Raw genomic sequence first — 24453 nt, 5'->3', positions numbered from 1 at the left:
GGGACTACTAGGTAGCGCCAGTTTTTGGGCGTTCGGTACATATCCCGCGGGCCTTCTGGAGCCTGATTCGGAAGCCTCTTATCGAAGGTATGAATATGGGCGATCCCATTTTTGTTACGAGTCCGTTGCTTCCTCCGCTTGAAGAGTTTCTTCCTTATCTTGAGCAGATATGGGAGAGCAAGCGCCTGACCAATGGCGGACCTTTCCACGAACAGCTTGAGCGCGACCTGGCGGACTATCTGGGTGTGGAGCACCTATGCCTGTTTGGTAACGGCACACTGGCGCTGGTGACTGCCTTGCAGGCGCTGCGCATAAGCGGTGAGGTGATCACGACACCTTATTCCTTCGTGGCGACTTCGCATTCGCTGCTCTGGAACGGGTTGACGCCTGTCTTCGTCGATATCGAGCCTGATTCGTGCAATCTGGATCCGAGCAAGATCGAGCAAGCCATAACGCCCGCCACAACTGCGATCATGCCGGTGCACTGCTACGGCGTACCTTGTGACGTCGAGCGAATCCAGGAAATCGCAGACAACTATGGTCTGAAAGTGATTTATGACGCGGCTCACGCTTTTGCGGTGACGCTGGAGGGGAGAAGCGTTCTTCAATACGGCGATTTGTCCATTCTCAGCTTCCATGCGACCAAGGTGTTCAACACCTTCGAGGGGGGCGCGATCATTTGTCCGGATGCCAAAACCAAGCAGCGAATCAATTATCTGAAGAACTTTGGTTTCGCCAATGAAACGACTGTCGTGGCGCCGGGGATCAACGGCAAGATGAACGAGGTTCAAGCTGCATTCGGGCTATTGCAACTCAAGCATATCGATCAGGCCCTGGCGCGACGCGAGTATCTGTTTGCGCGTTATCGTGCGGCCTTGTCCGAAGTGCCTGGAATACGGTTGCCAGAAATTCCCGGAAACGTGGGTTGGAACCACGCGTATTGTCCTGTTTTTGTGGATAGCATCTACCCGATCGCCAGGGATGAGCTTTACGAGTTGCTGCGCCGAGAGGGTATTTTGGCGCGGCGCTACTTCTATCCGTTGCTCAGCGACTTCCCCATGTACAGAGGGCTGAAGGGCTCCAGTCACGCCGAGTTGCCGGAGGCGCAGAAGATAGCCAGTCAGGTGATCTGCCTGCCAATGTTCCCCGATATGCAGGAACAGCAGCAGGACAGGATCATCTCGTTGGTCTGCGATCCGCTGCATGTCTGAAACTGGCTCGAAGGGGGCTGGCACGGCGGTGACCGTGCTGGTAACGGCGATTGGATCCATGTCGGCGGAATGCGTTCTGCGCAGTCTGTCTTCCTGTGAGGGCGTTCGGTTACTGGGCAGCGATCTGCATCCGGCCGATTGGCTGGTTACTTCAACCTTGGTGCAGGGCTTCCATCAACTGCCATCCGCGCGTTATGAGCAGGAGTATCTCGACACTATTCTCGAAGTCTGTCGGCAGGAGTCCGTCACCCACTTGATTCCGCTGACTGACCCAGAAGTGGATGTCATATCGTCCGTGCGCGAGCGCTTCTTCGATCTCGGCGTCACCGTATGTTTGCCTCCCTCATCCTGTGTCGAGACTTGCCGGGACAAGTTGCTACTCCATGACCGCTTTGTCGACGACCACATCGTCCAGCCGATCCCGAGCCGAGCTCTGGCCCAGTGGGAAGAGCTCAGGAGTGGTTTTCCCCTGTTGGCCAAGCCACGTAACGGCAGAAGCAGTGAGGGGCTGGTGAAACTGGAGAATGAGCAGGACGTGGAACATTTGCTCCGGCGTGATCACGACCGGCGCTACATCGTTCAGCCTTTTTACCCAGGGGCGGTGCATGTGGTCGATGTGCTCAGGAATGCTGGTACCGGAACGGTAAGCGTTGTGTGCCGTAAAGAGCTCATTCGTACCACCAACGGTGCGGGGCTTTCGGTGGCTATTCACGGCTGCACTGTTCTGCGTAGACAGGCGGAATGGCTAGCTGATCAGTTGGATGTGCACGGCTGTATTTGCATGGAGTTTCTGGAGTATTCCGGCACTTATTTCCTGATGGATATCAATCCCCGGTTCTCTGCTGGGGTGGCGTTCTCGAGCATTGCCGGATATGACATGGTGTTTAACGCCCTGCGTTGTTTCTTGGGCGCAGAGATTGATCAGCCGGTGGCGTATCCAGATCTGATTGTCGCCCGGGGTCATTACGAACAGATCATGAGCTGCGAGACGCGATGAAATGACCGATTCAGTACCTAAATTATCTAGCCCGCGTGACTGGGATCTGAAGTGGGCCGAGGTGTTCGACAAATATCAGGCAGACCTGCGACACGCGTATTACATACGCGCTCTGAAATGCCGTAACGAGCAGAGCTTGTTGGAAATTGCTGCTGGCAGCTTCCGTGATATGGCGGCCCTGAATCGCATGGGTGTTCATTGTAGCGGGGCGGATTTTTCCCCCGAGGCGGTGAGCTTGGCGAAAGAGCGTTTCCCCGCGCTCGCAAGCCAGATGTTTGAAATGAACGCTTTCCGTTTCGATATTTCAGATCAGGCATTTGACCTGACCTACCACAACGGCTTCTGGGGGTTGTTCAGTGACGAAGAGATCGAGCAATTGGCGCGGGAACAGGCGCGGGTAACGCGCAGGCGCATGATCGCAACGGTTCACAACGCCCACAATACCGGGTTCAAGGAATACTTTGACCGGGTTGTGGAAACGGACCCCCTGTTCAATATCCGTTTTTTTCATAAAGACGAAATCGCCAGCATCATGAGCCGACATTGCAAGCGGGTGAGGGTGATCCCGGTGGGTAAGGCCAAGAAAGGGTACGAAGACACGCTCATACGCCTGGGGTTAGGCCAGAGAATACCCCTGCGAGCCTGTTTCGCTCTGTCTGGCCAGCGTCTGCTGGAGCGTAGCGAGCGCTTATTGTGTATCGGTGAGCTATGACTCCGCAGGGTGGGGAGAAACCATGAAACAGGTCATTGTCGGTGGTGGGTTAGCGGGGCTCGTAGCCGCGGCTACTTTACTGCGTCAGGTGCCTGGCAAGGACATTCTAATCCTTGAGCGGGAGGTGACGCTGGGTGGCTTGCTGGCAGGTGCTCACTACCCTGAGCAGGGGTTGTATTTCGACAGGGGAACCCACCTATTCAGAGAAACGGGTGTAACTGAGATCGATGCACTGCTGCAGAAGATGGCTGGCGAAGAGAACATTCGGATGTTTTCTTCCAGTCAGGGCGGCCATGCTGGCGCTATCTACCAGGGAAGGCTTCAGCATAACTCGCATTTTCCCGATGTTCGCCAGCACCCTGGCAGGCAGGCCATGCTGGATGAAGTATGGGGGGTCGTAGCAGGGACGCAGCCGATTCGCCCGATCACAACATTTGAAGCCATCATGGATGTGGCGCTTGAGCGGTTTGGTGAGGCATACGTTAATGCGGTGCTGTCACCGATTCTGAGCCAGTTGTTCAAACGTCCCGTATCCGAACTGGCAGGATTTGCCGCATTGCTCTGTGGGTTGACCCGTCTGGTGGGTTGTGACCGGCAGGAGTGGCTGGCGAAGTGCGGTGATGGGCGGTTTCGAGAGCTGGTCGCGGTACCTGATCAACGCGAGATGCCTGTTTCGTTCGCCAATACCTTGCGGCGGTACTACTTCAGCGGTGGTACTGCTGGCTTCGTCGAGTCCGCGGCGCGTTATCTGACCGCGCAAGGGGTGCGGATCATTCGTCAGGCCCGCGAGTTGAGCTGTGATATCGAGGCAAGGAACGTCGCTTGGCTGGATGAGCGAGGGGATGCTTTTGAGGAAGAATTTGCTCAGTTGATCCTGACCAATGGTGTTGTTGGCGCAGCGCGACAGTTGAATATCGACCTGTCCTCCTTCGGCTTCGAGAGGCCTATACTCCATCGTCTGGTTCATATGCAGTTGGCGTGCCCGGTCGAAAGTGACCTTTGCTATTTCTATGCCTTTGATCCAGGCTTCGACTTTTTTCGAATCACCAATTATCGGGCATTCTCCGGAGATCCGGACGACCGGCGTATCACGATCGAGATTCTGGCCAGCGAACATTTGGCCGACGCCGAGTTGGCTTCCGTGATGGAAGAGCAGTTGGGACGTATCGGACTCTGTCGGCCTGGTTCCGTGTTGTGGTTCGATGTCCAACGTCTGCACACGGGCTTTCCTGTCCCGACAGTAAATAACATGAAGGCCATGCGGGTTCTGGATGAGCATCTGCAGCAGAGTTTGCCTGCGTACGTCAGGCTCTGTGGCGTCGGTGTGGGTGGCGGTGTGTTTTTCCAGAATGAGGTGATCCAGAACGTGTTCCAGACACTGTCGAATGAATAGCGTTGTGTGCTGTACATCCTTGCCGGATGTGATCCGTGAGGGTTCATGTCACAGTTTCGGTAAGGCACGAGGCAGATCTGCTTCGTTAAAGGGTTTCAGTTTGTCTGATGTTGGGTAAGGGGACGATGATGAGTGGTGTGCCTGTAGTGAGCGTCTTCATGCTCACTTACAACCATGGCCGGTTTATTGCCGAAGCCATTGAAAGTGTCCTGGCCCAAGAGATGGACTACGCCTTCGAGCTGGTGATTGGCGACGATGCTTCAACGGATGACACTCGCCTCATATGCGAGCGGTATGCGCGGGAGTATCCGGACACGATTCGCTACATTCGCAATGCGCAGAATCTAGGGGGGAGTGAGAATGGTCGCCAGGTACTAGCCGCGTGCAGAGGGCGATATCTGGCCAGGCTTGAGGGGGACGACTACATGGTCGGGCGCCGACGCCTGAACGACCAGGTAGCCTGGCTGGAACAGCACCCCGATTGCATGCTGGTGTATGGGCGTGCCAGGGTCATCGATGCATCAAAAACCGTATTGAGCGAAATTCCTCATCTGGATCGCTGTTTTTCGGGGGATCTTCTAGAGGGCATGTTGGAGGGAAACCTGATTCCCGCCTGTACTGCCGTGTATCGAGCGGAGATTCTCACACAACTCCCTGAGTGGCGTTCGCATGTCCGCTATGGTGATTACCTGGCTAACACCATTGCGGCTGACAAAGGAAAAATTCACTGCTTCCCGGAAGTACTGGCGGTCTATCGGCGCCATGCCGATAGCATGACGGCCAGGGATCAATACCACACCAACCTGATTGAACTGATCGACATCCATTGCCGGTTCATTACTCATAACGATCTGTCTTTACGTGGGATAGCTCTAAGTCGTCAGGCAATTATCCAGAAGCTGCACAAACTCAAGCGATACAGTCTGGAAACGGGGCAGGTGATTAATTGGACCGAGTTGAAGGACATGGTCACTCCATGTCTTGAGCCCGGAACCTCTGAGGCCGCAGATGCGAGTCTGCTATTCGGCGAGCAGGATGATTCAGTTGACTCTGGCTATGTCTTCAGCGTAATCCTGACGACCTATAACCGGCCAGATCTCTTGAGGGACGCCCTGGCCAGTGTTGGAAATCAATCTTTCCGCGATTTCGAAGTCATCCTGATCAATGACAACGGCGAGCCGGTGGAGCACCTGCTGGGGGCCTACGACTTCCCCATCACCTACATTCGCCAGGGTCGCAACCGCGGCCTGTCCGCCGCGCGCAACGCGGGGCTGGCGCTGGCGCGTGGGCGCTATGTGGTCTATCTCGACGATGACGACATCTACCTGCCCGACCACCTGGCGGTACTGGCCGAGGCCTTCGAGCGGCATCCGCGGAGTGTGGTGTATACCGGCGTGGAGTACGTCAACGAGCGACTGGAGGACGGGCGGCGCATCGAGCTCGGGCGTAGCCAGCCGTTCAAGCACGAGACCTTCGACCGCGACCGCCTGTTCGTGCAGAACTACATCCCGGTGAACACCTGGGCCCATCCGCGGGAGATGCTGGCCGAGGTAGGCGAGTTCGACGTCGGGCTGGCGGCGTTCGAGGACTGGGACATGCTGCTGCGCCTGGCCACGCGCTATCCCTTCGTGCATGTGCCGGCGGTGACCAGCGAGGTGCACGCGCGCGCCCCCGGGGCGGGTGGTGATCACATGCTGGGGCGTGAGCGGAAGAACTTCCCGGCGCTGTATCGCGAGCTGTACCAGCGCTATGCGGGCTCCGCCAGCGAGACGCTGCAGTCCGGGCGCCAGCAGATGCTGGAGCGCCTCGGCGTGCCCGTCGACAAGGGCGACGAGGCTCCCGATCTCGACGAGTGGCTGGCGGCCCGCCTGCCGACCGAGGTGCAGAGCCGGCTCATCAGCGAGCGTCTGGAGCAGGCCCAGGGCGGGGTGGTGCTGGGCGTTGTGGTGGTCGACGCCGACGGCGATCAGGATGCATTGATCGCCACGGTCAGGAGCCTGGGCAACGACCGGCACCTGTACGCCTCGGTGAAGATCGTGGCGCTGACCACCCTGGACGCGCCCGCCACCGGCTGGGAGGAGAAGCTGCACTATGTGCGGCTCGACCAGCGGGGGCTGGTCGAGCAGGTCAACGACGTGGTCGGTTCGCTGCAGGCCGACTGGTTCATGCTGGTCCAGGCCGGCAGCGTCTTCACCCAGAGCGGTCTGATGGTCGCTGCGCTCGACCTGCTGGCCGCTCCCGACTGCCGCGCCGTGTATGGCGACGAGCTGCTCCTGCAGGACAACGGCACGCTGGGCGTCGCGCTGCGTCCGGGGCTGAATCTGGACATGCTGCTGAGTCTGCCGGGCGTGATGGCACGGCACTGGCTGTTCAACCGCCCGCTGTGGCAGCAGTCCGGCGGCTTCGATCTCGCCGCCGGCCAGGCCTTCGAGCTGGACTATATCCTCAGGCTGATCCTCGACCGCGGCCTGGAGGGCATGGGGCATATCAGCGAGCCTCTGCTCAAGGGCCAGGCGCCGTTGCTGACCAACTGTCTGGATGAGCGGGATGTGATCATCCGCCACCTTAATGCTCGTGGCTACGAGCAGGCCGATGTCAGCGCAACGATCCCCGGCCACTATGAAATCAGTTACGGTCATCCACAGCTGGCCAAGGTCAGTATTCTGGTATCAGCCAACGATGGCCTGGCCAAGATCCGCCGCTGCGTCGAGTCGGTGCTGGAAAAGACCAGCTATCCGGCCTACGAAGTGCTGATTCTGGACCACGCCGTTGATGACTCGGCCATGGCCAACTGGCTGCTGGGTGTGGAGCAGTTGGGTACTTCGGCAGTCAAGGTCGTGCGGTTGCCGCAGGGCCTGTCGATAGCGCAAGGGCAGAACCTGGCGGCACAACAGGCGACCGGTGACTATCTGCTCTGGCTCGACAGTGGCGTGGGTGTACTTTCCGAAAGCTGGCTACATGCCCTGATGAACCATGGCCTGCGCCCGGAGGTGGGGGCGGTAGGCGCAAAACTCATCACCGGCGACTCGAAGGTCGCCAGCGGCGGTATCGTCCTCGGCTTCAACGGCCCGATTGGGCATGTGGGTTGTGGGCAGCCGCTGGACGCTCCGGGTTATTTGCAGCGTCTACTGATCGACCAGAACCACACCGCGTTGAGTGGCAAGTGCCTGCTGCTGCGGCGCGCCCTGTTTGTCGAACTGGGCGGCTTTGACGAGACGCCGGAAATGGCACCCTGGACGGATGTGGATCTGTGCCTGCGGCTTTACTCCGCTGGCTACTTCAATGTCTGGACGCCGCGCTCCCCCCTGCTGATCACCGCTGGCGCTCCGCTGGCTGCCACACCCGAGCAGGAAGAGGCCCTATATGCACGCTGGCTGCCCCTGTTGGCCCGTGATCCGGTATACAACCCCAACTTCAAGCTCGATGATGAGGAAGAGTTCGTTCTGGCTCCTTCTCTGCTGAGCTGGAATCCGCTGGCATCCTGGAAGCCGCTGCCGCGAGTACTGGCGCACCCGGCCGACAGGTTCGGCTGCGGTCATTATCGCGTCATCAAGCCGCTGAATGCCTTGAACAGGGAAGGGGGAGTCGACGGCACCTTCGCCTGGGGCCACCTGTCGCTCACCGAGCTTGAGCGTTTTGCGCCGGACACCATCGTGTTGCAGCGCCAGATTGATGCAGTGCAGATCGAGGGGATGCGGCAGGTGAAGGCATTCTCAAATGCCTTCAAGGTGTACGAACTGGACGACTACCTGCCCAACCTGCCTTTGAAGAGCGTACATCGCGATCAGATGCCGAAGGATATCCTGAGGTCGTTGCGCAAGGGGTTGGGCTTCGTGGATCGCTTCGTGGTCTCGACCGAGCCGCTAGCTGAGGCGTTTGCCGGATTGCATGACGACATCCGGGTGGTCGAGAACCGTCTGCCGACCGAATGGTGGAAGGGACTTTCCAGCCGGCGACGTCGGGGCAGCAAGCCGCGGGTCGGCTGGGCCGGTGGGGTGAGTCATACCGGCGACCTGGAATTGATTGCCGATGTGGTGAAGGAGCTGGCGGGCGAAGTCGAATGGGTATTCTTCGGCATGTGCCCTGATAAGATCCGCCCCTACATCCATGAGATGCACGTCGGTGTCCCGATCGATCAGTACCCATCCATGCTGGCGAGCTTGGACCTGGACCTCGCCCTGGCACCGCTTGAGCAAAACCTGTTCAACGAGTGCAAGAGTAATCTGCGTCTCCTTGAATACGGTGCCTGTGGCTTTCCGGTGATTTGCAGCGATCTGGTGTGCTACCGCGGTGATCTGCCGGTGATGCGGGTGAAGAACCGCTTCCGTGATTGGGTCGATGCAATCCGCATGCACATCAGTGATCTGGATGCTGCCGCGCAGGCGGGGGATCGTCTGAGAGAAGCGGTTCATCGTGACTGGATGCTTGAAGGGGAGAGCTTGGAGCGCTGGCGCAAGGCGTGGATGCCTCATTGATGCGCCATCGGATCCGTCGAGTGCTGAAACGGCGCTCGACGGATTTCAGTAAAAGTCGCCTGTGGGGCGTCCGTGGCTGGCTAAGTGGTTGACTGTAAAGAATAAAAAAAGAAGAAGATTTACTTCTAAAGCTCTTTGGGAATGCGCCGATAAACAGATTGAATGCGAACTCTCTGGGTGTCTGAGCATGCAGGCCCGAGCTCGCAAGCTCAGACAAACGGTTCTTAGGTCATCTGGAGGCAATACCATGTCCCTTACAGTCAACACTAACGTAGCTTCCCTCAATACACAGCGTAACTTGGGCGCTTCGTCTAAAGGCCTGGATACTTCCCTCCAGCGCCTGTCCACCGGCTTCCGCATCAATAGCGCCAAAGACGACGCTGCTGGTCTGCAGATCTCCAACCGCCTGACCAACCAGATCAACGGCCTGGGTGTCGCCACCCGCAACGCCAACGACGGTATCTCCCTGGCGCAGACCGCTGAAGGTGCCCTGCAGCAGTCCACCGGCATCCTGCAGCGCATGCGGGACCTGGCCCTGCAGTCGGCCAACGGTTCCAACGGCGCTACCGAACGTGCAGCTCTCCAGTCGGAAGTATCGCAGCTGCAGCAAGAGCTCAACCGTATTTCTGAAACCACCAGTTTTGGTGGTCGTAAGATTCTGGACGGCTCCTTTGGCTCCCAGAGCTTCCAGGTTGGGGCCAACGCCTATGAGACCATTAACGTCTCCATTGGATCTGCAGCTACCGATCGCATTGGTATCAACCGTGTGACTTCTGAGGCTAGCGGTGCTACTGCCATTACAGCAGGCGGTGCCTCTGGCGTTTCGGCATATGGGAATGCTGCCTCGGGCTTTAGCATTACGTCGGAGTTCACCACCAATGCGCCCAATGGCTCGGTGACGGTGAATTACGGTGCGAACTCCTCTGCTCGTGATATCGCTGCGGCGATCAATGCCAAAAGCGACGAGACTGGTGTGACGGCAAATGCGCGTACCGTTGCCTCTCTTAGCGATCTGGCAGCCTCCGGCACTGTATCTTTCAAGCTGGCAGGTGCGAGCAGCGAAGCATCGGTGGTTTCCGCCGTTGTGGCTGATACGGGCAATCTTTCCGCCCTTGCCGATGCGATCAATAAGGAAACCGGCAAGACTGGCATCTCTGCTGTATCGAAAGGCGACAGCATTGAACTGACCAGCAACACCGGCGAGAAGATAGAGATCACGGAGTTCGCTATTGGTAGTGGCACTGGCAACCTCGCCAAACTGACCAATCAGAGCTTCGATGGTAGCGAAGATGTGGGTGATACCGTGGATATCGTAGCTACCGGTGGCGCTCGTGCGGATGGGCAAATTCAGTTCGAGGCAGCCAGTGCCTTCCAAATCACCGATGGTGGTGATGGGATTACCAATGGCTTCAGCGCTTTGGACAGCGTGAAGGACATTGATATCAGTACCGCGATAGGAGCACAGGACGCCCTGGGTATCATCAACGGCGCGATCTCCAACATCGACAGCCAGCGCGCCCAGCTCGGTGCCGTGCAGAACCGCTTCGAGAACACCATCTCGAACCTGCAGAACATCGCTGAGAACTCCTCGGCCGCTCGTAGCCGGATTCGCGACACCGACTTCGCTGCCGAAACCTCGGAACTGACCAAGAACCAGATCCTGCAGCAAGCCGGCACCGCCATCCTGGCCCAGGCCAACCAGCTGCCGCAGGCTGTGCTGAGCCTGCTCGGCTAAGGTCAAAGGCGCTAGACTGCGGGGGGAAGGGCGTAGCTCTTCTCCCCGCTACCTCATTGTGAGGAGAGAATTATGGACATCGGCTCGATCAAGAATTCGCTTCATCCGATGCTTGGCAACGCCCAATCCACTGCCGCGGACACAGTTCGAGGAGAGGCTGCTGGTGCTAGGAAGGGTGGTGAAGAGCAGGCGGCCAAGGTCGCCGGAGAGGCGAGGAATGTATCTCGCGAGCAGGTGGAGTCTGCGGTATCGACCATTCAGGAATTTGTCCAGTCTGTTCGTCGCAGTATCAATTTTGCGGTGGACGACGGTTCCGGGCGGGTTGTGGTCAAGGTGACGGATGCCGGTTCAGGCGACGTGATCCGACAGATTCCATCAGAGGAGGCGCTCAAGCTGGCAGAGAATCTGTCGGAAGTGCGCAGTCTGTTGTTCAAGGCCGAGGCATAGCTCCATTGTCTTGGCATGAGTTTTGACTGTTATCCTGCTATCTACAGGGTGCAGTCGAATTTTTGACGAGGTACGAGATAATGGCGGGTATCACGGGAATCGGTTCGGGCATCAAGATCGACGAGATCGTCACGGCGTTGGTCAATGCTGAGCGAGCACCCAAGACCAACCAGCTCGACCGCCTGGAAAAGCAGACCACCACTCGTATTTCCGCGATCGGTACGCTCACCGGGGCGATGAACTCGTTCAAAACCGCCCTCGATGCGCTTAACAAGCCCGCGCTGTTCGAGTCTCGCACCGCGAGCACTTCCAACAGCAGTGTGCTCAAGGCTACCGCCAGCAGCACTGCGCCTGCCGGCAGCTACAGCGTTCAGGTTCAGCAGTTGGCCGCCAGCAGCAAGGTGGCCCTGCAATCCGTCTCGGGTGGTACCGCCGCCACGTTCAACAGCGGTACGCTGGAAATTTCCGTCGGCAGCACCAATATCAGTGTCGATGTCACCGCAGCCAACAACACGCTTGCCGGTATGCGCGACGCAATCAATGAATCCGGGAAGGACAGTGGTATAAGCGCCACCATCATTACCGATGACTCCGGTTCCCGCTTGGTGCTGAGCTCGACCAAGACGGGTGAAGGCAATGATATTCGGGTAGCGGTCACCGAAGATGGTGAAACGACGGGAGACACTTCCCTGATGACTCAGGCGTTCTCGCCTGAGGCTGATCCTGACAATGCTGGCGCTTTCCTCAAGCCAAGCTCGGACAGTGGCGCGGGTGGGGTAATCAACCAGGCCAAGTCTGCGAAATTGACCATCGAGGGGCTCCAACTGGTGCGCGACACTAACACGATTGAGGATGCGCTCGAGGGTGTTACGCTCGACCTGGTCGCGGCGCAGAGCGCCACCGATCTGACTGATGGCAAGACCATCAGCCTTACTGTCGGTGTCGACAAGTCCAGCGTGAAGAGTAACCTGCAGAAGTTTGTCGACGCCTACAACGCCTTGAACGCTTCAGCGGCCCAGCTCACTGCGGTCGTCGAGGTGGAGGGCTCTAAGCCAGTAGCGGGCCCTCTGGTTGGCGACTCCACGGTGCGCAGCGTTCTAGCAGGTCTGCGCAATGAAATCGTCAAGTTGACCAGCAATAGCGATACTGGTGTGCGTGCCCTGGCCGATCTGGGTATTACCACAGGCAAGGATGGCAAGCTGGTGCTTGATGACACCCAACTGACCAAGACCCTCGATAGCAATTTCGATCAGGTGGGCAGCTATCTCACCGGCACGGACGGGCTGATGGGGCGTCTTTCCGGTTTCGTCTCGGATTATGTGGGCACCGACGGCGTGTTGAAACAGCGTGACAGCGCCTTGCGTGGCACGCTGAAGGATATCGACAAGCAGCGTGAGGCGCTCGACAAGCGTATCACCAGCCTACAAGACCGCCTTTATGCTCAGTACAACGCAATGGATTCCCTGGTAGGGCAGCTTACTCGCACCAGTGAGAGCTTGACTGGCATGCTTGCCAACCTGCCGGGCTTCGTCAGAAAGGACAAGTAGTTTATGAGCAAGAGTCCCATCGATGCCTACAAGCAGGTCAAGACCAGCCAGGAGGTATCCCCGTATCGTACGGTGCAAATGCTACTCGAGGGTGCGTTGCAGCGAGTAATGCTGGCCAAGCAGGCCCAGGCCGAAGGCGATACCGAGACTCGTGGCATGGCGGTAGGCAGCACCATTACCATTCTTGGCGTACTGCAGGCGGCCCTGGACAAAGAGCTGGGCGGCGAGATCGCCGAAAATCTGGATGCGCTCTACGACTATATGACCCGCCGTCTGGCTGGTGTTGCTCTGGACGATACGCCGCGTACTCTGGAAGAGGTTCAGGTACTGTTGGGCGACATCAAGAATGCCTGGGATGCCATTGGTCCCGAGGTGGAGCCCGCGCCGCTGGCTGAGTGATTTACCTTGCCCCTCCAGGTTTCGCCCAGCGTTTTCGAACGATAAATCTCTAAAGCTTTAATCGCCAAAGCCGATACAGGAAGTATCAGCCCATCGGTAGAGTGAGAGCGATTTATGAACGCAATGGCAGCCCTCAAACAGTATCAGACTGTCAACAACCAGTCGCAGGCTGCAGAGGCCAGCCCTCATCGTCTGATCCAGATGTTGATGGAGGGCGGTCTGTCTCGCATCGCTCAGGCACGCGGCGCCATGGAGCGTGGACAGACGGCGTTGAAAGGTGAATTGATCGGCAAGAGTATTGCCATCGTCGCGGGACTGCGCGAGAGTCTTGATCACCAGCAAGGTGGTGAGTTGGCCGGTAACCTCGATAGCCTGTACGAATACATGATCGCCCGTTTGACCGAGGCCAATGTCAGCAACGAGCCGGAGCTTCTCGAGGAAGTGTCTGTGCTGCTGCGTAACGTCAAACAGGGTTGGGATGCCATCGCTCAGTCATGAGCAGGCATCGGAGGAGAGGCGAGTGAGTTTCTCCGTCCAGCATTTGCAAGCGGCTGGTTCTGCTCTGCGCGATGCACTGGCCCAGCGTCATCCAGTCGTAATCCCGGAAGGCATCTATGCAACCTATCCTGCAATCACTCGAAGCGCTCCAGGGCGATCTGCGCGAGGCCCTGGCCCAGCAGGACTGGGAAGCAATCGGCGCGCTGGATTTGCGCTGCCGTGAACTGGTTGGCGAGGTGGGCAAGAGTGGCGACTCTGCACTGCGTGAGCCTGTCGAAGCCTTGTCGCAACTCTATGCCGAGTTGCAACTGACAGCCCGGCAAGAGCGCGAACGAATCGCCAGCGAGCTGACGCGGCTCAATCAGTCGAAGCAGGTCAGTCGGGCCTACGAGAGCCTTGGCTGAGGGCTGCCGAAGCTATGGCCCCTGTAGGTCGGATTAGCCGTAGGCGTAATCCGACGGCTGTGCGAGCTTCAGAGAGATGAAGGTCTAAAGGGCCAGCGTCGTGACTTGATTGACGCTGACGATCTGACCTATGCGGAGGGCGAGCAACTAGCGGTCGACCAGGCCGACGTCATCGCACGCTATCCCACCCTGACCCCCTGGCTGATCCCGCGGTGTTCGCCACCGCTACGCCGGGCGACTGGGGCGGCAGCGTAGTCTGGAACAACGACGGCTCCCTTGAGTTGGCCGCCGACAACCTGCGTGCCCGTGCCGTCGAGCAGGCCGGCGGCTACCCGAACTGACCTACTCGCTGGTGGGTGTCATGTGCATGTAGGCGAGTGCAATATCTTGCCGTCATATATTGCGTAGCGTGATGCAATACATCACACTCTTGCCATGATCATCAGCTTCCAGCACAAAGGCCTGCGCCTGTACTACGAAACCGGGTCCAGCAAAGGCATCCGCGCCGACCATGCCAAACGTCTGGCCCGCATGCTGGCCTTTATGGACAGGGCCTCCAGCCCCGCCGACTTGGATCTATCGGGCTGGCGCCTCCATCCGCTCAAGGGCGAGCTAACCGGTTACTGGTCGTTGACCGTCAGTGGCAACTGGCGGGTGATCTTTCGCTTCACCGGCAGCGATATAGAGCTGGTCGACTATCTGGACTACCACTGAACAGGAGGGCATTCCCATGGTCATGTTCAACCCACCGCACCCCGGTGAAACCCTGCTCGAAGACGTGCTGCCTGAACTGGGTATCAGCATTGCCGAATTGGCTCGCCGCTTGGGCTTTGCTCGCGAAACCCTGTCCCGAGTTCTGCACGGTCACGCCCCTATCAGCCCGGACTTGGCCGTCCGCCTGGAGCTGGCCGGTATCGGTACCGCTCGCACCTGGCTGGGCGTGCAGGCCGACTACGACCTCTGGCAGGCGCAGCATCGCGCACAGCCACCTATCGAGCGTTTTGCCGCCTACGCCTGACGCCCCAAGAAAGCCCCCGGCATCGCCGGGGGCAACCCTCACGCTCTGGGCAACGCCGCAAACGCTTCAAGGAAGCGCAGAATGTCCCTCTGCTACTCTGCGCTGATAGGCCGAAACAACGTCGGCACCAAGCGCTCCTGATCGGTCAGGGGACCAAGTGCATGGTCTACGGCGGGAAGAGGCGCGGTTTTCCAGCTCAGGCGGCTGCCGAACTGGGCGATCAGGGCGACGTGCCGATGTGCATGTGAGGTTTGACCTGCTTGAAGCCACTTAAATAAAAAGGCTATGTCTGAGTTAGCTGTTGCACGGTCATATAGCCCAGCGACTCCTCCAGGCAAATCAATGAGTTGAGCTGCGCTTTGTAGCGCTCAAGCAGACGTCGCCAGCCCAGATAATTCGTCAGGTACTTCGTCGCCACACCATGAAAAGGAATCATCCAGGTCTTTAGCCGACTGTCGTAGGCATTCACGTTCTGGATGTGGAAAGCGCCATCAACCCGGCGCTTCTGACTCGGGTTGATCCGCCGATGAGTAAGGCCTTCTGCCTTGGCAAAATGGGTATAAACCCCCGCACTGTCGGTGCAAAGAATCGCGTCCGCATCAATCAGCGGGCGTAGCCGTTCCCCGACGTGAAGTGCATCGAGTTTCTCCAGTTTGAAGTCGGCCTGCTGGCCACTGCGATCTCTCACTACCAGCACGGGGATCTGCTCGGCAGACAACCCGCGTTTCTTGGCACTGCCACCTCGCCTGCGAGGTGGGCGGGGCAACGTTCGCTGGCCTTTGAAAGACTCCAAGAAGAAGGTCTCATCGGCTTCGACAATGCCAGATACATGCTGGGCCTGATGATCAGCAATCCGGCTAAGGAAGCGATGTCGCCACAGAAAGGCCGTGTTCTTGCTAACGCCGCACTGTATTGCGGCCTTGCGTACGCTCAGGCTCTCGATCAGCGCCTGAGCGTAGTCTTGCCAAAGATGGCGTTTCCTCAATCGTGCCATCGGGGTGCCTGTCAGCGCATTGCTGGTTTTACCGCAGGCCTTGCAGCGATACCGAGGCAGGCCACCGCTGGAACCCCATGGGCGTAGCTCACTGGACTGGCAATGTATGCAGCGTCTGGGGCTCTGACTACGGACTGGGGCAACCCGCCAGCCTCAGAAAGGCGGGATAGCAACTGATTACGTTGCCCGGAGTTGAGAGTGGTGAGTTGTGCCATCCACCGTGAGAACTGAACCGTATTCATGATCAACCCCTCATATTTGGAGATGTCACGGTTCAGTCTAGACCTTTACAACAGCTAACTCAGACAGAGCCAATAAAAAAGGCCACTCATTTCTGAGTGGCCTTTCGTATTTGGTTGCGGGAGCCGGATTTGAACCGACGACCTTCGGGTTATGAGCCCGACGAGCTACCAGACTGCTCCATCCCGCGTCTGTGGGGCGGCATTCTACAGCTTGCGGGGTTTCTGTCAAGTTGCTTTCGCGGGAAAGCCTTTCTTTTCAGAAGGTTAAGCGCAGTGTGAATGCAGATGCCAAGGTTTTTAAAGCGCTTATAAAACAAAAGGCCACTCATTTCTGAGTGGCCTTTTGAATTTGGTTGCGGGAGCCGGATTTGAACCGACGACCTTCGGGTTATGAGCCCGACGAGCTACCAGACTGCTCCATCCCGCGTCTGTGGGGCGCATTCTACAGCTTTGCTGGCGGTTGTCACGGTTTATGTTGGGAAAAGTATTTATCCATCAATTGCTTGCCTGGTTATTCGTGCCTTTGGGTGATTCGGGGTCTGATGCCATTGGTCATAGAGAGTGTTGCTCGCCAGCACTTGCCGGTCTTTTTCGGGCCTAACCGGCTAGGGAAATGATTCAGGAGGTTGGCGTATGCGACGCTTTTTCGTTAGTGCTCTGGGATGCATGGTGATGCTTACGGCTACCGGCATTCATGCGTTGGGTCCGGTGCAGGCCCCTGTGGATCGCGCGGCCGGGAATGGCTCCATGGGAATGGGTGACGGTATCGGCTACCCACCGGAGTCGAGGGATGACGCGCGCACCGAAACGCAGGATCGGAAAGAGGCTATTGATCGCAGGGTCGGACCCGGAGCCGAGCCTGGTCACGGCGGCAATGAGACCAACATGGAGCATCGACGCCGTCCAACCCTGGGTGACGATTGACTGCTGAGTGGCGTGGGTTGATTCAACCGCTCAGGCAGAACTCGTACAATGCCGCTCTTTTTGGCGAGCATTGTGACCATGCAGATTGCGCTGGCCCCCATGGAGGGCCTGGTTGACGACATCCTGCGCGACGTCCTGACCCGGGTTGGCGGTGTGGACTGGTGCGTCACCGAGTTCATTCGCGTGTCGGATCGGCTTTTGCCCAGGGCCAGCTTTCACAAATTGGCTTCGGAGCTTGATAACGGCGCTCGAACACGCGCCGGTACACCGGTACGCGTGCAATTGCTGGGATCAGATCCGGCCTGTCTTGCTGATAACGCAGCGCGGGCATGCAGCCTTGGTGCTCCGGCCATCGACCTCAATTTCGGCTGCCCGGCGAAAACGGTGAACAAGTCCCGTGGCGGTGCCGTGTTGCTCAATGAACCCGAATTGCTCCATGCCATCCTGCGCGAAGTGCGGCGGGCGGTGCCGGCGGACATTCCGGTTACGGCAAAGATGCGCCTGGGGTTCAATAGCCCGGACGGTGCCCTCGATTGCGCACGTGCTCTGGCTGAGGGTGGGGCAGAGCAACTGGTGGTGCATGCACGTACCAAAGCCGATGGCTACAAGCCGCCGGCGCACTGGGAATGGGTTGCGAAGGTGCAGGATGTGGTTGCTGTGCCTGTATTCGCCAATGGCGATATCTGGTCGGTGGAAGACTGGCAGCGTTGCCGTGAAGTGAGCGGTGTTGAGGATGTCATGCTGGGGCGTGGGCTGGTCAGCCGTCCCGACCTGGCTAGGCAGATCAGCGCTGCCAGAAGTGGCGGGGAAGTCGAGCCTTTGAACTGGGCCTGTCTCCAGCCGTTGCTGGTCGACTTTTGGCTGCAGGCGCGGCGCAAGATGTCCCCGCGTTATGCGCCGGGACGGCTCAAACAATGGGTTTCCCTGCTGACGCGTAATTATCCAGAGGCCGTTACGCTGTTCGATCAATTACGTCGCGAAAGTGATTGCGAGCGAATCGACCGGCTATTGGGCCTGGACGAGCGTTCCCTGGGGCTTTGTTCCCAGGGTCGAATTTCTTCGACCACAGAAACTGAACGGCCGAATAAATTAGGCCTTTTGGCCAGGGCCTAGCGGCCACCGCTGATATCCAGCAGCGCGCCGCTGGCATAACTGGCTTTGTCGCTGGCCAACCACAGAATGGCTTCGGCTACTTCTTCTGCGCTGCCGCCACGTCCCATGGGTACGCTGGCCGCGACTCGCTCAACTCGGTCTGGCTCGCCGCCGCTGGCGTGGATCTCGGTATCGATCACGCCCGGTCGCACGGCATTGACGCGAATACCCTCGGCGGCAACCTCCTTGGCCAAGCCCAGTGTCATGCTGTCGATGGCGCCCTTGGCGGCGGCGTAATCGATGTATTCATTGGGGGCGCCGAGTTTGGCGGCGATGGACGACACATTGACGATCACGCCACCCTGGCCGCCGTAGCGGGTAGACATGCGCTTTACCGCCTCGCGGGCGCAGAGAAAGCTGCCGGTGACATTGACGGCAAAGACGCGCGCCAGCCGTGCGGCATCCATTTCATCCAGGCGCATCTGCTGCTCCAGCATGCCGGCGTTGTTTACCAGTGCGTCGAGTCTGCCGAACTCATCGTCCAGCGTGGCGAAGAGCCGGGCCACCTGCTCTTCGTCGGCCACGTCAGCAGCCACCGCTATGGCTTTGGTACCCGTGGCATGGAGTTCTTCCAGCAGGCTCTGCATGGCGTCCTGGCGATGGCGATAGGTGAGGCACAGTGCATAGCCCTGTGCTGCGGCAAGGCGGGCGGTGGCGGCGCCGATGCCGCGGCTGGCACCCGTGATAAGCATGACTTGTTGCATGGGGGTTCTCCGACGAATGATCCTCACGTCATCTGATGCCGTGAGGTTAAGCGTGCTCCGCGGGTGTTCCGCCCATCACTCGCGCAGCAGCTCGATGAATTGGGAAAAGGGCAGCGGCTTGCTGAAAAGATAGCCCTGATACAAATGGCAGTCCTGCTTTTGCAGCAGATCCAGTTGCCCCTGCTGCTCGACGCCTTCGGCAATTACCTCCAGCCCCAGGCTTTTGGCCATGCTTACGATGGCGCGAATGATCTCGGCGTCGTTGCCGCCATTCAGCGCGTCATGCACGAAAGACTGGTCGATCTTGAGCAGGTCCACCGGCAGGCGCTTGAGGTAGGTGAGGGAGGAATAGCCGGTGCCAAAATCATCCATGGCAAAGCTGACCCCGTGTTTGCGCAGGCGATGCATTTTGACAATGGTGTCGTCCAGATTCTCGATGACGACGCCTTCGGTGATCTCCAGGCTGATCATCCCTTGCGGCAGCTCGGCTTCCTTGAGTGCCGCAAGAATGCATTCAACGAAGTCGTTCTCGCGGAACTGATGCGGGCTGATATTGATACTGAGGCTGAAGGTATCGGCATTCACCAGCCTGCTGGCCAGCAACTCAGCCGCCATCTGGCAGATCTGCTTGATGACCCAGCCGCCGACCTCGACGATCAGGCCGCTGTCCTCCAGCACATCGATGAAATGCGCGGGTGTGCGCAGGCCGTGAGTAGGGTGCTGCCAGCGCAGCAGTGCCTCGGCGCCAATGATGGCGCCTGAGCGTGCATCGACCTGGGGCTGCAGAAATAGCTCGAATTCGTCATGCAGCAGGGCCAGGCGCAGTTCACTTTCCAGTTGCAAGCGGGCGCTGGCAGCTTCCTGCATGGTGTTCTGAAATAGCTGGATGGCGTTGCGACCAGCGTCCTTGGCCCGATACAGCGCGATATCGGCTCGTTTCAGCAGATCAGCGGGCGTCTCGCCGTGATCGGGAATCAGGGCGATACCGATGCTGGGTGTTACCTGCAGTCGGTTGCCGTCGCAGACCATGGGCTCGGCCAGCATCTTGCGCAGCTTCTCGGCGACATCACGCACGTGGCGGATGATGTCGGCGCGCTTGCCGCTGAGGCCGGTCAGTAGAATCACGAATTCGTCGCCGCCCAGGCGGGCAACGGTATCTTCCTGGCGGATATTGGTTTGAAGTCGTGTGGTTACCGTTCTCAAAACGGCATCTCCGACCGGATGGCCGAGCGAGTCGTTAATGTGTTTGAAGTGGTCAAGGTCCATGAACAGCAATGCGGCGCGCAGATTATGGCGCTTGTGCAGGGCGATCTGTTGCACCAGGCGGTTCATGAGCAGGGTGCGGTTGGGCAGGTTGGTCAGCGGATCATGGTAGGCCAGGTGCTGGATCTGTGCGTGGGCGGCCTTGAGCTGGCTTATGTCACGCGCGGTCAGCAGGATGCAGTCGGTGCCATTGAGCTTGATGATTTCTACCGACACCTCGGTGTGCTTCAGCTGACCATGACGGTCTTGGGCCAGGATCTCCTGATTGCACACGCGCCCGTCTCGTTCAAGCGCTTCGAGGATCTTTCGACGCTGTTCGCCAGGCCATATGGCCAGTTCCATGGAGGTACGGCCGATGACTTCGTGCGGCCGGTAGCCGGTCAGGCGATGAAAGCCTTCGTTGACTTCGATAAAGCGCCCGCTGCTGAGTTCGGTGATGGTGATGGCATCGGGGCTGGAGTGAAACGCCTTGGCGAACTTCTCCTCGCTGGCCCTCAGCGCGGCCTCGGCCATCTGCCGGGCAGTGATATCGCGGAAGGTAGTGATGATGCAGAGGCGTCGCTCGATTCGGATGAAGCGGCTGGAGACCACGCAGGTCAGGGCTTTGCCGTCACGGGTGAGGAACTTCGCTTCGACGTTGTCCAGCGACTGGTCGCGCGTGAGCTGCTGATAAAGAATTTCACGCTGCTGTTCGTCCTGCCAGAAGCGGATCTGCGTGGCGTCGCGGTCGACGATCTCGCTGGCCTGCCAGCCGAAGGTTTGGGTGAAGCCGGGGTTGATCTCAAGGAACTTGCCGTCGCGGATGTTCGACACGCTGATGGCGTCCGGGCTGCCTTGGAACAGGGTGGCGAACTTGGCTTCGGATGCTTCGGCTTGTTGTTCACGCGAGACGCGTTCACTGATGTCTTTGATGATCCCCGCCATGCGTAGAGGCGCGCCACGCTCGTCACGGTAGAGCTTGGCAGTGCTTTCCAGGTAGCGAATGTTGCCGTCGTGCAGGCGTGTCTGATAAACGGCCTGATAGTCCTGGCGACGCCCGTCGAGAAGGTCGCGGTAGGTTTGCTGCATCACTGCGCGGTCTTCAGGGCGGACATAGGAGAAGAATTCCTGAAATGGCCCCTGGAACGGTCTATAGAAGGTTCCTTGCAGCTCTGCGGCGCGGATCGAGGTGGATAGCGTGTCGCTGGGAATGTGCCAGTCCCAGGTCCCTAGTTCGAGTGAGCTGAGCGCCAGGGCGAGCCGGTCCTGGGCGTCCTGCAGCTCCTGCTTTAGTAGAACTTCGTCGCTGATGTCGCGGATTATGCCGATCAGAATTGGCTGGCCTGTTGCGTTGCTTTGCCACTGTCCGCGCAGCTCCAGCCAGCGTTGGGAAGCGTCGGGCCAGTCGATACGATGGCGGATGGTGAAGAGTGCCTCTTGCTCGCGCAGTATCGTGCGAAAACGCTCACGGACCATCGAGCGATCATTCTCTGCAACCAGGTCCGGGTATTCAGTGCCGGCAGGGATCGACTGCTCGCTGTCGAAGCCGAAGAGCCTTTGGCAGCCTTCGGACCAGAGTACCGAGCCTGTGTTCGGGTCCCATGACCAGACACCGAGATTGGCGCCACTGAGTAAGCCGGTCAGCTGGGCAGCGTCCTGCAAGGCTTCGCTTGATCCGGTTGTGCACAGATAAGCACGGGGCGAGACGTTGTCGAAGGACATGGCACTATTCCGCGATGTGTCACGCCGATGCGTCAGTGGCTACGGCGTGGCCATACGTTAATTATTCTGCTTCGGCGACGTTATCCGTAGCTGATGGCAATATGCAAGCACCCTGTTCGGAGTCGAGCAATGTCATGAATGCTCTGGCGGCGTTGGACAGGGTTCGTTCGGTATGAACTATGTAGCCGAGCTGGCGCTCAAGCGACACGCCCGGTACCGGCAGACGTACCACCTGATCATCGAGCATGGTGCGTGGCAGCACACTCCAGGCGATACCGATGGAAACCATCATCTTGATCGTTTCCAGGTAGTTGGTGCTCATGCTGATATTCGGTTTCAGTTCTTCGCGCTCGAACAGGCGCTGGGCGATATGGTGGGTAAAGGTGTTGTCGCCGGGAAAAACCGCTGGATAGGCGGCTATGTCGGACAGTGTGACTTCTGCCATCTGCGCCAGGGGATGTTCGGGTGCTACGACGAAATCCAGCGGGTCGTCCCAGACCCGGATGGCTCTCACGGGTGGAGCGGTGTGGGGGGCAAGGGTGATGACTGCCAGCTCGGCACGGCCATGGAGCACATCTTCGTAAGCGACCTCCGAGTCGAGAAAGCGGATATCCAGCGTCACTTCAGGATGCGTGCGGGTAAAGGTGCGCAGCAGGGGAGGCAGGCGGTGCAGGCCGATGTGATGGCTGGTGGCCAGGCACAGGCGACCGCTGACGTCGCCGTTGAGGTTGGTCAAGGCGCGCCGGGTATCGTCCAATACGCTGAGAATCTGGTAGGCACGAGGTAGAAGGGCGCGTCCGGCCTCGGTCAGCCCGATTTCGCGGCCCAGGCGATCAAACAGGCGCACGCCCAGCTGTAGTTCCAAGGCCGCGAGGCGCTTGCTAACAGCTGGTTGGGTCAGGTGCAGGCGCTCGCCTGCCAGGGAAAAGCTGCCGGTTTCGGCGATGGCGATAAAAGCGTTGAGGTTGGCCAGGTCCATGCTATTCCTTGGGCTTCTTTGAAAGCCTTTGCGGCACCGCAATCGCGGCAGGCTTCTGTTGGATTGGTCGGCAATTGATCTGATCGACAGCTTATCTGGATTCCTGAAGGGAATGCATTGGATAAAAAATATGAATTTGAGTAATTGGACGCAAAGCCATAGCATCACCCTATAAGCGGAAGGGCTATTTGCCCCGCATAGAAAGCAGATGAGGAAAGTCCGATGGCCGGCAAAACGCTCTACGACAAGCTCTGGGAAATGCACGAAGTGAAGCGGCGCGATGATGGTTCGTCGCTGATTTATATCGACCGACACATTCTCCACGAAGTGACTTCGCCGCAGGCGTTCGAAGGGCTGCGCCTGGCCAATCGCAAGCCGTGGCGCATCGACGCCAACATTGCCACTCCAGATCACAACGTGCCGACCACCAAGGGTGAGCGCCAGGGTGGGGTGGAAGCCATCGCCGATGAAGTCTCGCGCATACAAGTGCAGACGCTGGACGAGAACTGCAACGAATTCGGCATCGTCGAATTCAAGATGAACGATGTCCGTCAGGGCATCGTCCACGTCATCGGCCCGGAGCAGGGCGCAACGCTGCCCGGCATGACCGTGGTCTGTGGTGACTCGCATACCTCCACCCACGGTGCCTTCGGCGCCCTGGCTCACGGTATCGGCACCTCCGAGGTGGAGCATGTGCTCGCCACTCAGTGCCTGGTCGCCAAGAAGATGAAGAACATGCAGGTGCGCGTCGAAGGCAAGCTGCCGTTCGGCGTCACCGCCAAGGACATCGTGCTCGCCGTGATCGGCAAGATCGGCACTGCTGGTGGTAACGGCCACGCCCTGGAGTTCGCCGGCAGCGCCATTCGCGATCTGTCGATGGAAGGCCGCATGACCATCTGCAACATGTCCATCGAGGCCGGTGCCCGTGTGGGTATGGTAGCGGTAGACGAAAAGACCATCGCTTATGTGGAAGGTCGTCCTTATGCGCCCAAGGGGGCGGACTGGGAACGTGCGGTCGAAGCCTGGAAAGATCTGGTTTCCGATGACGATGCGGTATTCGATACCGTGGTTGAGCTGAAGGCCGAGGACATCAAGCCGCAGGTCAGCTGGGGTACTTCGCCTGAAATGGTTCTGGCTGTCGATCAGCTGGTGCCGGATCCGGCTGTCGAGGCCGATCCGGTCAAGCGCGACTCCATTGAGCGTGCGCTGAAGTACATGGGCCTGCGCGCCAGCCAACCGATCACTGATATCCGTCTGGATCGCGTGTTTATCGGTTCCTGCACCAACTCGCGCATCGAGGATTTGCGCGCTGCAGCCGAAGTGGCCAAGGGCCGCAAGGTTGCTGCGACCGTCAAGCAGGCGCTGGTGGTGCCGGGGTCGGGCCTGGTCAAGCAGCAGGCCGAAGCTGAGGGGCTGGACAAGATCTTTATCGAAGCCGGATTCGAGTGGCGTGAGCCGGGCTGCTCCATGTGTCTGGCGATGAACCCGGACAAGCTGGGCAGCGGCGAACATTGTGCGTCCACCTCCAACCGTAACTTCGAAGGCCGGCAGGGTGCCGGTGGGCGTACCCATCTGGTCAGTCCGGCCATGGCTGCGGCTGCAGCAGTGACCGGTCACTTCATTGATGTTCGCGAACTGATCCAGGCCTGAGGAGCAAC

The 24453-nt window shown here is 58.8% G+C and carries 19 protein-coding genes, 2 tRNA genes and 2 pseudogenes; 17 read left to right on the top strand and 6 right to left on the bottom strand.

Translation table 11 applies throughout. The features are described 5' to 3' along the window. Nucleotides 1-95: 95 nt before the first annotated feature. The 14 genes from BN1079_RS05695 (at nt 96) to BN1079_RS05630 (ending at nt 14836) form a co-directional block, all read left to right on the top strand. A complete protein-coding gene (locus tag BN1079_RS05695; protein WP_037022950.1) occupies nt 96-1211 on the top strand; it encodes a DegT/DnrJ/EryC1/StrS family aminotransferase in 1116 nt (371 codons plus the stop codon). Then, nucleotides 1204-2208, top strand: coding sequence for an ATP-grasp domain-containing protein (locus tag BN1079_RS05690; protein ID WP_052114434.1), 1005 nt, complete (start codon nt 1204-1206; stop codon nt 2206-2208). Before BN1079_RS05695 ends, BN1079_RS05690 begins: the two co-directional genes overlap by 8 nt. Nucleotide 2209: 1 nt before the next feature. Next, nucleotides 2210-2920 (top strand): class I SAM-dependent methyltransferase, encoded by a 711-nt coding sequence (locus BN1079_RS05685; protein WP_037022949.1) that lies wholly within the window; start codon nt 2210-2212, stop codon nt 2918-2920. 22 nt (nt 2921-2942) lie between these two features. Further along, nucleotides 2943-4313 carry an oleate hydratase gene (locus BN1079_RS05680; protein ID WP_037022948.1) on the top strand — a complete coding sequence of 457 codons (1371 nt, stop codon included), beginning with the start codon at nt 2943-2945 and terminating at the stop codon, nt 4311-4313. Nucleotides 4314-4420: 107 nt separating this feature from the next. Then, nucleotides 4421-8788, top strand: coding sequence for a glycosyltransferase (locus BN1079_RS05675; RefSeq protein WP_081950811.1), 4368 nt, complete (start codon nt 4421-4423; stop codon nt 8786-8788). 247 nt (nt 8789-9035) lie between these two features. Further along, nucleotides 9036-10523 carry a flagellin gene (locus tag BN1079_RS05670; protein WP_037022947.1) on the top strand — a complete coding sequence of 496 codons (1488 nt, stop codon included), beginning with the start codon at nt 9036-9038 and terminating at the stop codon, nt 10521-10523. Between the two features lie 72 nt (nt 10524-10595). Further along, entirely contained in the window at nt 10596-10970 is a 375-nt protein-coding gene (locus tag BN1079_RS05665) for a flagellar protein FlaG (protein WP_037022945.1), read from the top strand. Between the two features lie 80 nt (nt 10971-11050). Next, a complete protein-coding gene (gene fliD / locus BN1079_RS05660; RefSeq protein WP_037022944.1) occupies nt 11051-12517 on the top strand; it encodes a flagellar filament capping protein FliD in 1467 nt (488 codons plus the stop codon). Nucleotides 12518-12520: 3 nt separating this feature from the next. Continuing rightward, complete coding sequence (fliS, locus tag BN1079_RS05655) at nt 12521-12916, top strand: flagellar export chaperone FliS (RefSeq protein WP_037022943.1); 396 nt, start codon at nt 12521-12523, stop codon at nt 12914-12916. A 114-nt stretch (nt 12917-13030) separates the two neighbouring features. Further along, a complete protein-coding gene (gene fliS / locus BN1079_RS05650) occupies nt 13031-13414 on the top strand; it encodes a flagellar export chaperone FliS (protein WP_037022942.1) in 384 nt (127 codons plus the stop codon). 116 nt (nt 13415-13530) lie between these two features. Then, nucleotides 13531-13818 carry a flagellar protein FliT gene (locus BN1079_RS05645; RefSeq protein WP_052114433.1) on the top strand — a complete coding sequence of 96 codons (288 nt, stop codon included), beginning with the start codon at nt 13531-13533 and terminating at the stop codon, nt 13816-13818. Nucleotides 13819-14030: 212 nt separating this feature from the next. Further along, nucleotides 14031-14159, top strand: coding sequence for a hypothetical protein (locus BN1079_RS17875; protein WP_269450516.1), 129 nt, complete (start codon nt 14031-14033; stop codon nt 14157-14159). 94 nt (nt 14160-14253) lie between these two features. Then, nucleotides 14254-14532, top strand: a complete 279-nt coding sequence (locus tag BN1079_RS05635) for a type II toxin-antitoxin system RelE/ParE family toxin (RefSeq protein ID WP_037022941.1) — start codon at nt 14254-14256, stop codon at nt 14530-14532. Nucleotides 14533-14548: 16 nt separating this feature from the next. After that, nucleotides 14549-14836 (top strand): HigA family addiction module antitoxin, encoded by a 288-nt coding sequence (locus tag BN1079_RS05630; protein ID WP_037022939.1) that lies wholly within the window; start codon nt 14549-14551, stop codon nt 14834-14836. 283 nt (nt 14837-15119) lie between these two features. Here the strand turns inward: BN1079_RS05630 and BN1079_RS05625 are convergent. The 3 genes and pseudogenes from BN1079_RS05625 to BN1079_RS05615 all read right to left on the bottom strand — a co-directional run bounded on the left by BN1079_RS05625 (nt 15120) and on the right by BN1079_RS05615 (nt 16499). Next, nucleotides 15120-16072, bottom strand: a pseudogene (locus BN1079_RS05625) (IS1595 family transposase). A gap of 111 nt (nt 16073-16183) precedes the next feature. Beyond that, nucleotides 16184-16260 (bottom strand) — tRNA-Met (locus BN1079_RS05620). A 162-nt stretch (nt 16261-16422) separates the two neighbouring features. Beyond that, nucleotides 16423-16499 (bottom strand) — tRNA-Met (locus tag BN1079_RS05615). Nucleotides 16500-16705: 206 nt separating this feature from the next. On the opposite strand from BN1079_RS05615, the gene BN1079_RS05610 reads away from it, so the two are divergent. Further along, nucleotides 16706-16996: a hypothetical protein gene (locus BN1079_RS05610; protein WP_052114432.1), complete on the top strand. Its 291-nt coding sequence runs from the start codon at nt 16706-16708 to the stop codon at nt 16994-16996. A 78-nt stretch (nt 16997-17074) separates the two neighbouring features. After that, nucleotides 17075-18007, top strand: a pseudogene (locus BN1079_RS05605) (tRNA dihydrouridine synthase); the annotation flags it as partial. 98 nt (nt 18008-18105) lie between these two features. Here the strand turns inward: BN1079_RS05605 and BN1079_RS05600 are convergent. The 3 genes from BN1079_RS05600 to BN1079_RS05590 form a co-directional block, all read right to left on the bottom strand. Then, nucleotides 18106-18852: an SDR family oxidoreductase gene (locus BN1079_RS05600; RefSeq protein WP_037022938.1), complete on the bottom strand. Its 747-nt coding sequence runs from the start codon at nt 18850-18852 to the stop codon at nt 18106-18108. 75 nt (nt 18853-18927) lie between these two features. Continuing rightward, nucleotides 18928-21816, bottom strand: coding sequence for a sensor domain-containing protein (locus BN1079_RS05595; RefSeq protein ID WP_081950810.1), 2889 nt, complete (start codon nt 21814-21816; stop codon nt 18928-18930). A gap of 61 nt (nt 21817-21877) precedes the next feature. Then, nucleotides 21878-22795, bottom strand: coding sequence for a LysR family transcriptional regulator (locus tag BN1079_RS05590; protein ID WP_037022937.1), 918 nt, complete (start codon nt 22793-22795; stop codon nt 21878-21880). Between the two features lie 222 nt (nt 22796-23017). Between BN1079_RS05590 and leuC the strand changes: the two genes are divergently transcribed. Further along, a complete protein-coding gene (gene leuC, locus BN1079_RS05585; RefSeq protein WP_037022936.1) occupies nt 23018-24445 on the top strand; it encodes a 3-isopropylmalate dehydratase large subunit in 1428 nt (475 codons plus the stop codon). The last annotated feature ends 8 nt before the right edge of the window (nt 24446-24453 follow it).

It is taken from the genome of Pseudomonas saudiphocaensis (assembly GCF_000756775.1).
GTDB classification, from domain to species: domain Bacteria; phylum Pseudomonadota; class Gammaproteobacteria; order Pseudomonadales; family Pseudomonadaceae; genus Stutzerimonas; species Stutzerimonas saudiphocaensis.
This window is presented reverse-complemented; position numbering and strand designations above follow the sequence as displayed.

What these genes read in the sequence shown, in the direction of transcription:
- BN1079_RS05695 (WP_037022950.1), top strand. Translation starts at nt 96, where the DNA reads ATGGGCGATCCCATTTTTGTTACGAGTCCGTTGCTTCCTCCGCTTGAA.
- BN1079_RS05690 (WP_052114434.1), top strand. Translation starts at nt 1,204, where the DNA reads ATGTCTGAAACTGGCTCGAAGGGGGCTGGCACGGCGGTGACCGTGCTG.
- BN1079_RS05685 (WP_037022949.1), top strand. Translation starts at nt 2,210, where the DNA reads ATGACCGATTCAGTACCTAAATTATCTAGCCCGCGTGACTGGGATCTG.
- BN1079_RS05680 (WP_037022948.1), top strand. Translation starts at nt 2,943, where the DNA reads ATGAAACAGGTCATTGTCGGTGGTGGGTTAGCGGGGCTCGTAGCCGCG.
- BN1079_RS05675 (WP_081950811.1), top strand. Translation starts at nt 4,421, where the DNA reads ATGTTGGGTAAGGGGACGATGATGAGTGGTGTGCCTGTAGTGAGCGTC.
- BN1079_RS05670 (WP_037022947.1), top strand. Translation starts at nt 9,036, where the DNA reads ATGTCCCTTACAGTCAACACTAACGTAGCTTCCCTCAATACACAGCGT.
- BN1079_RS05665 (WP_037022945.1), top strand. Translation starts at nt 10,596, where the DNA reads ATGGACATCGGCTCGATCAAGAATTCGCTTCATCCGATGCTTGGCAAC.
- fliD (WP_037022944.1), top strand. Translation starts at nt 11,051, where the DNA reads ATGGCGGGTATCACGGGAATCGGTTCGGGCATCAAGATCGACGAGATC.
- fliS (WP_037022943.1), top strand. Translation starts at nt 12,521, where the DNA reads ATGAGCAAGAGTCCCATCGATGCCTACAAGCAGGTCAAGACCAGCCAG.
- fliS (WP_037022942.1), top strand. Translation starts at nt 13,031, where the DNA reads ATGAACGCAATGGCAGCCCTCAAACAGTATCAGACTGTCAACAACCAG.
- BN1079_RS05645 (WP_052114433.1), top strand. Translation starts at nt 13,531, where the DNA reads ATGCAACCTATCCTGCAATCACTCGAAGCGCTCCAGGGCGATCTGCGC.
- BN1079_RS05635 (WP_037022941.1), top strand. Translation starts at nt 14,254, where the DNA reads ATGATCATCAGCTTCCAGCACAAAGGCCTGCGCCTGTACTACGAAACC.
- BN1079_RS05630 (WP_037022939.1), top strand. Translation starts at nt 14,549, where the DNA reads ATGGTCATGTTCAACCCACCGCACCCCGGTGAAACCCTGCTCGAAGAC.
- BN1079_RS05610 (WP_052114432.1), top strand. Translation starts at nt 16,706, where the DNA reads ATGCGACGCTTTTTCGTTAGTGCTCTGGGATGCATGGTGATGCTTACG.
- BN1079_RS05600 (WP_037022938.1), bottom strand. Translation starts at nt 18,852, where the DNA reads ATGCAACAAGTCATGCTTATCACGGGTGCCAGCCGCGGCATCGGCGCC.
- BN1079_RS05595 (WP_081950810.1), bottom strand. Translation starts at nt 21,816, where the DNA reads ATGTCCTTCGACAACGTCTCGCCCCGTGCTTATCTGTGCACAACCGGA.
- BN1079_RS05590 (WP_037022937.1), bottom strand. Translation starts at nt 22,795, where the DNA reads ATGGACCTGGCCAACCTCAACGCTTTTATCGCCATCGCCGAAACCGGC.
- leuC (WP_037022936.1), top strand. Translation starts at nt 23,018, where the DNA reads ATGGCCGGCAAAACGCTCTACGACAAGCTCTGGGAAATGCACGAAGTG.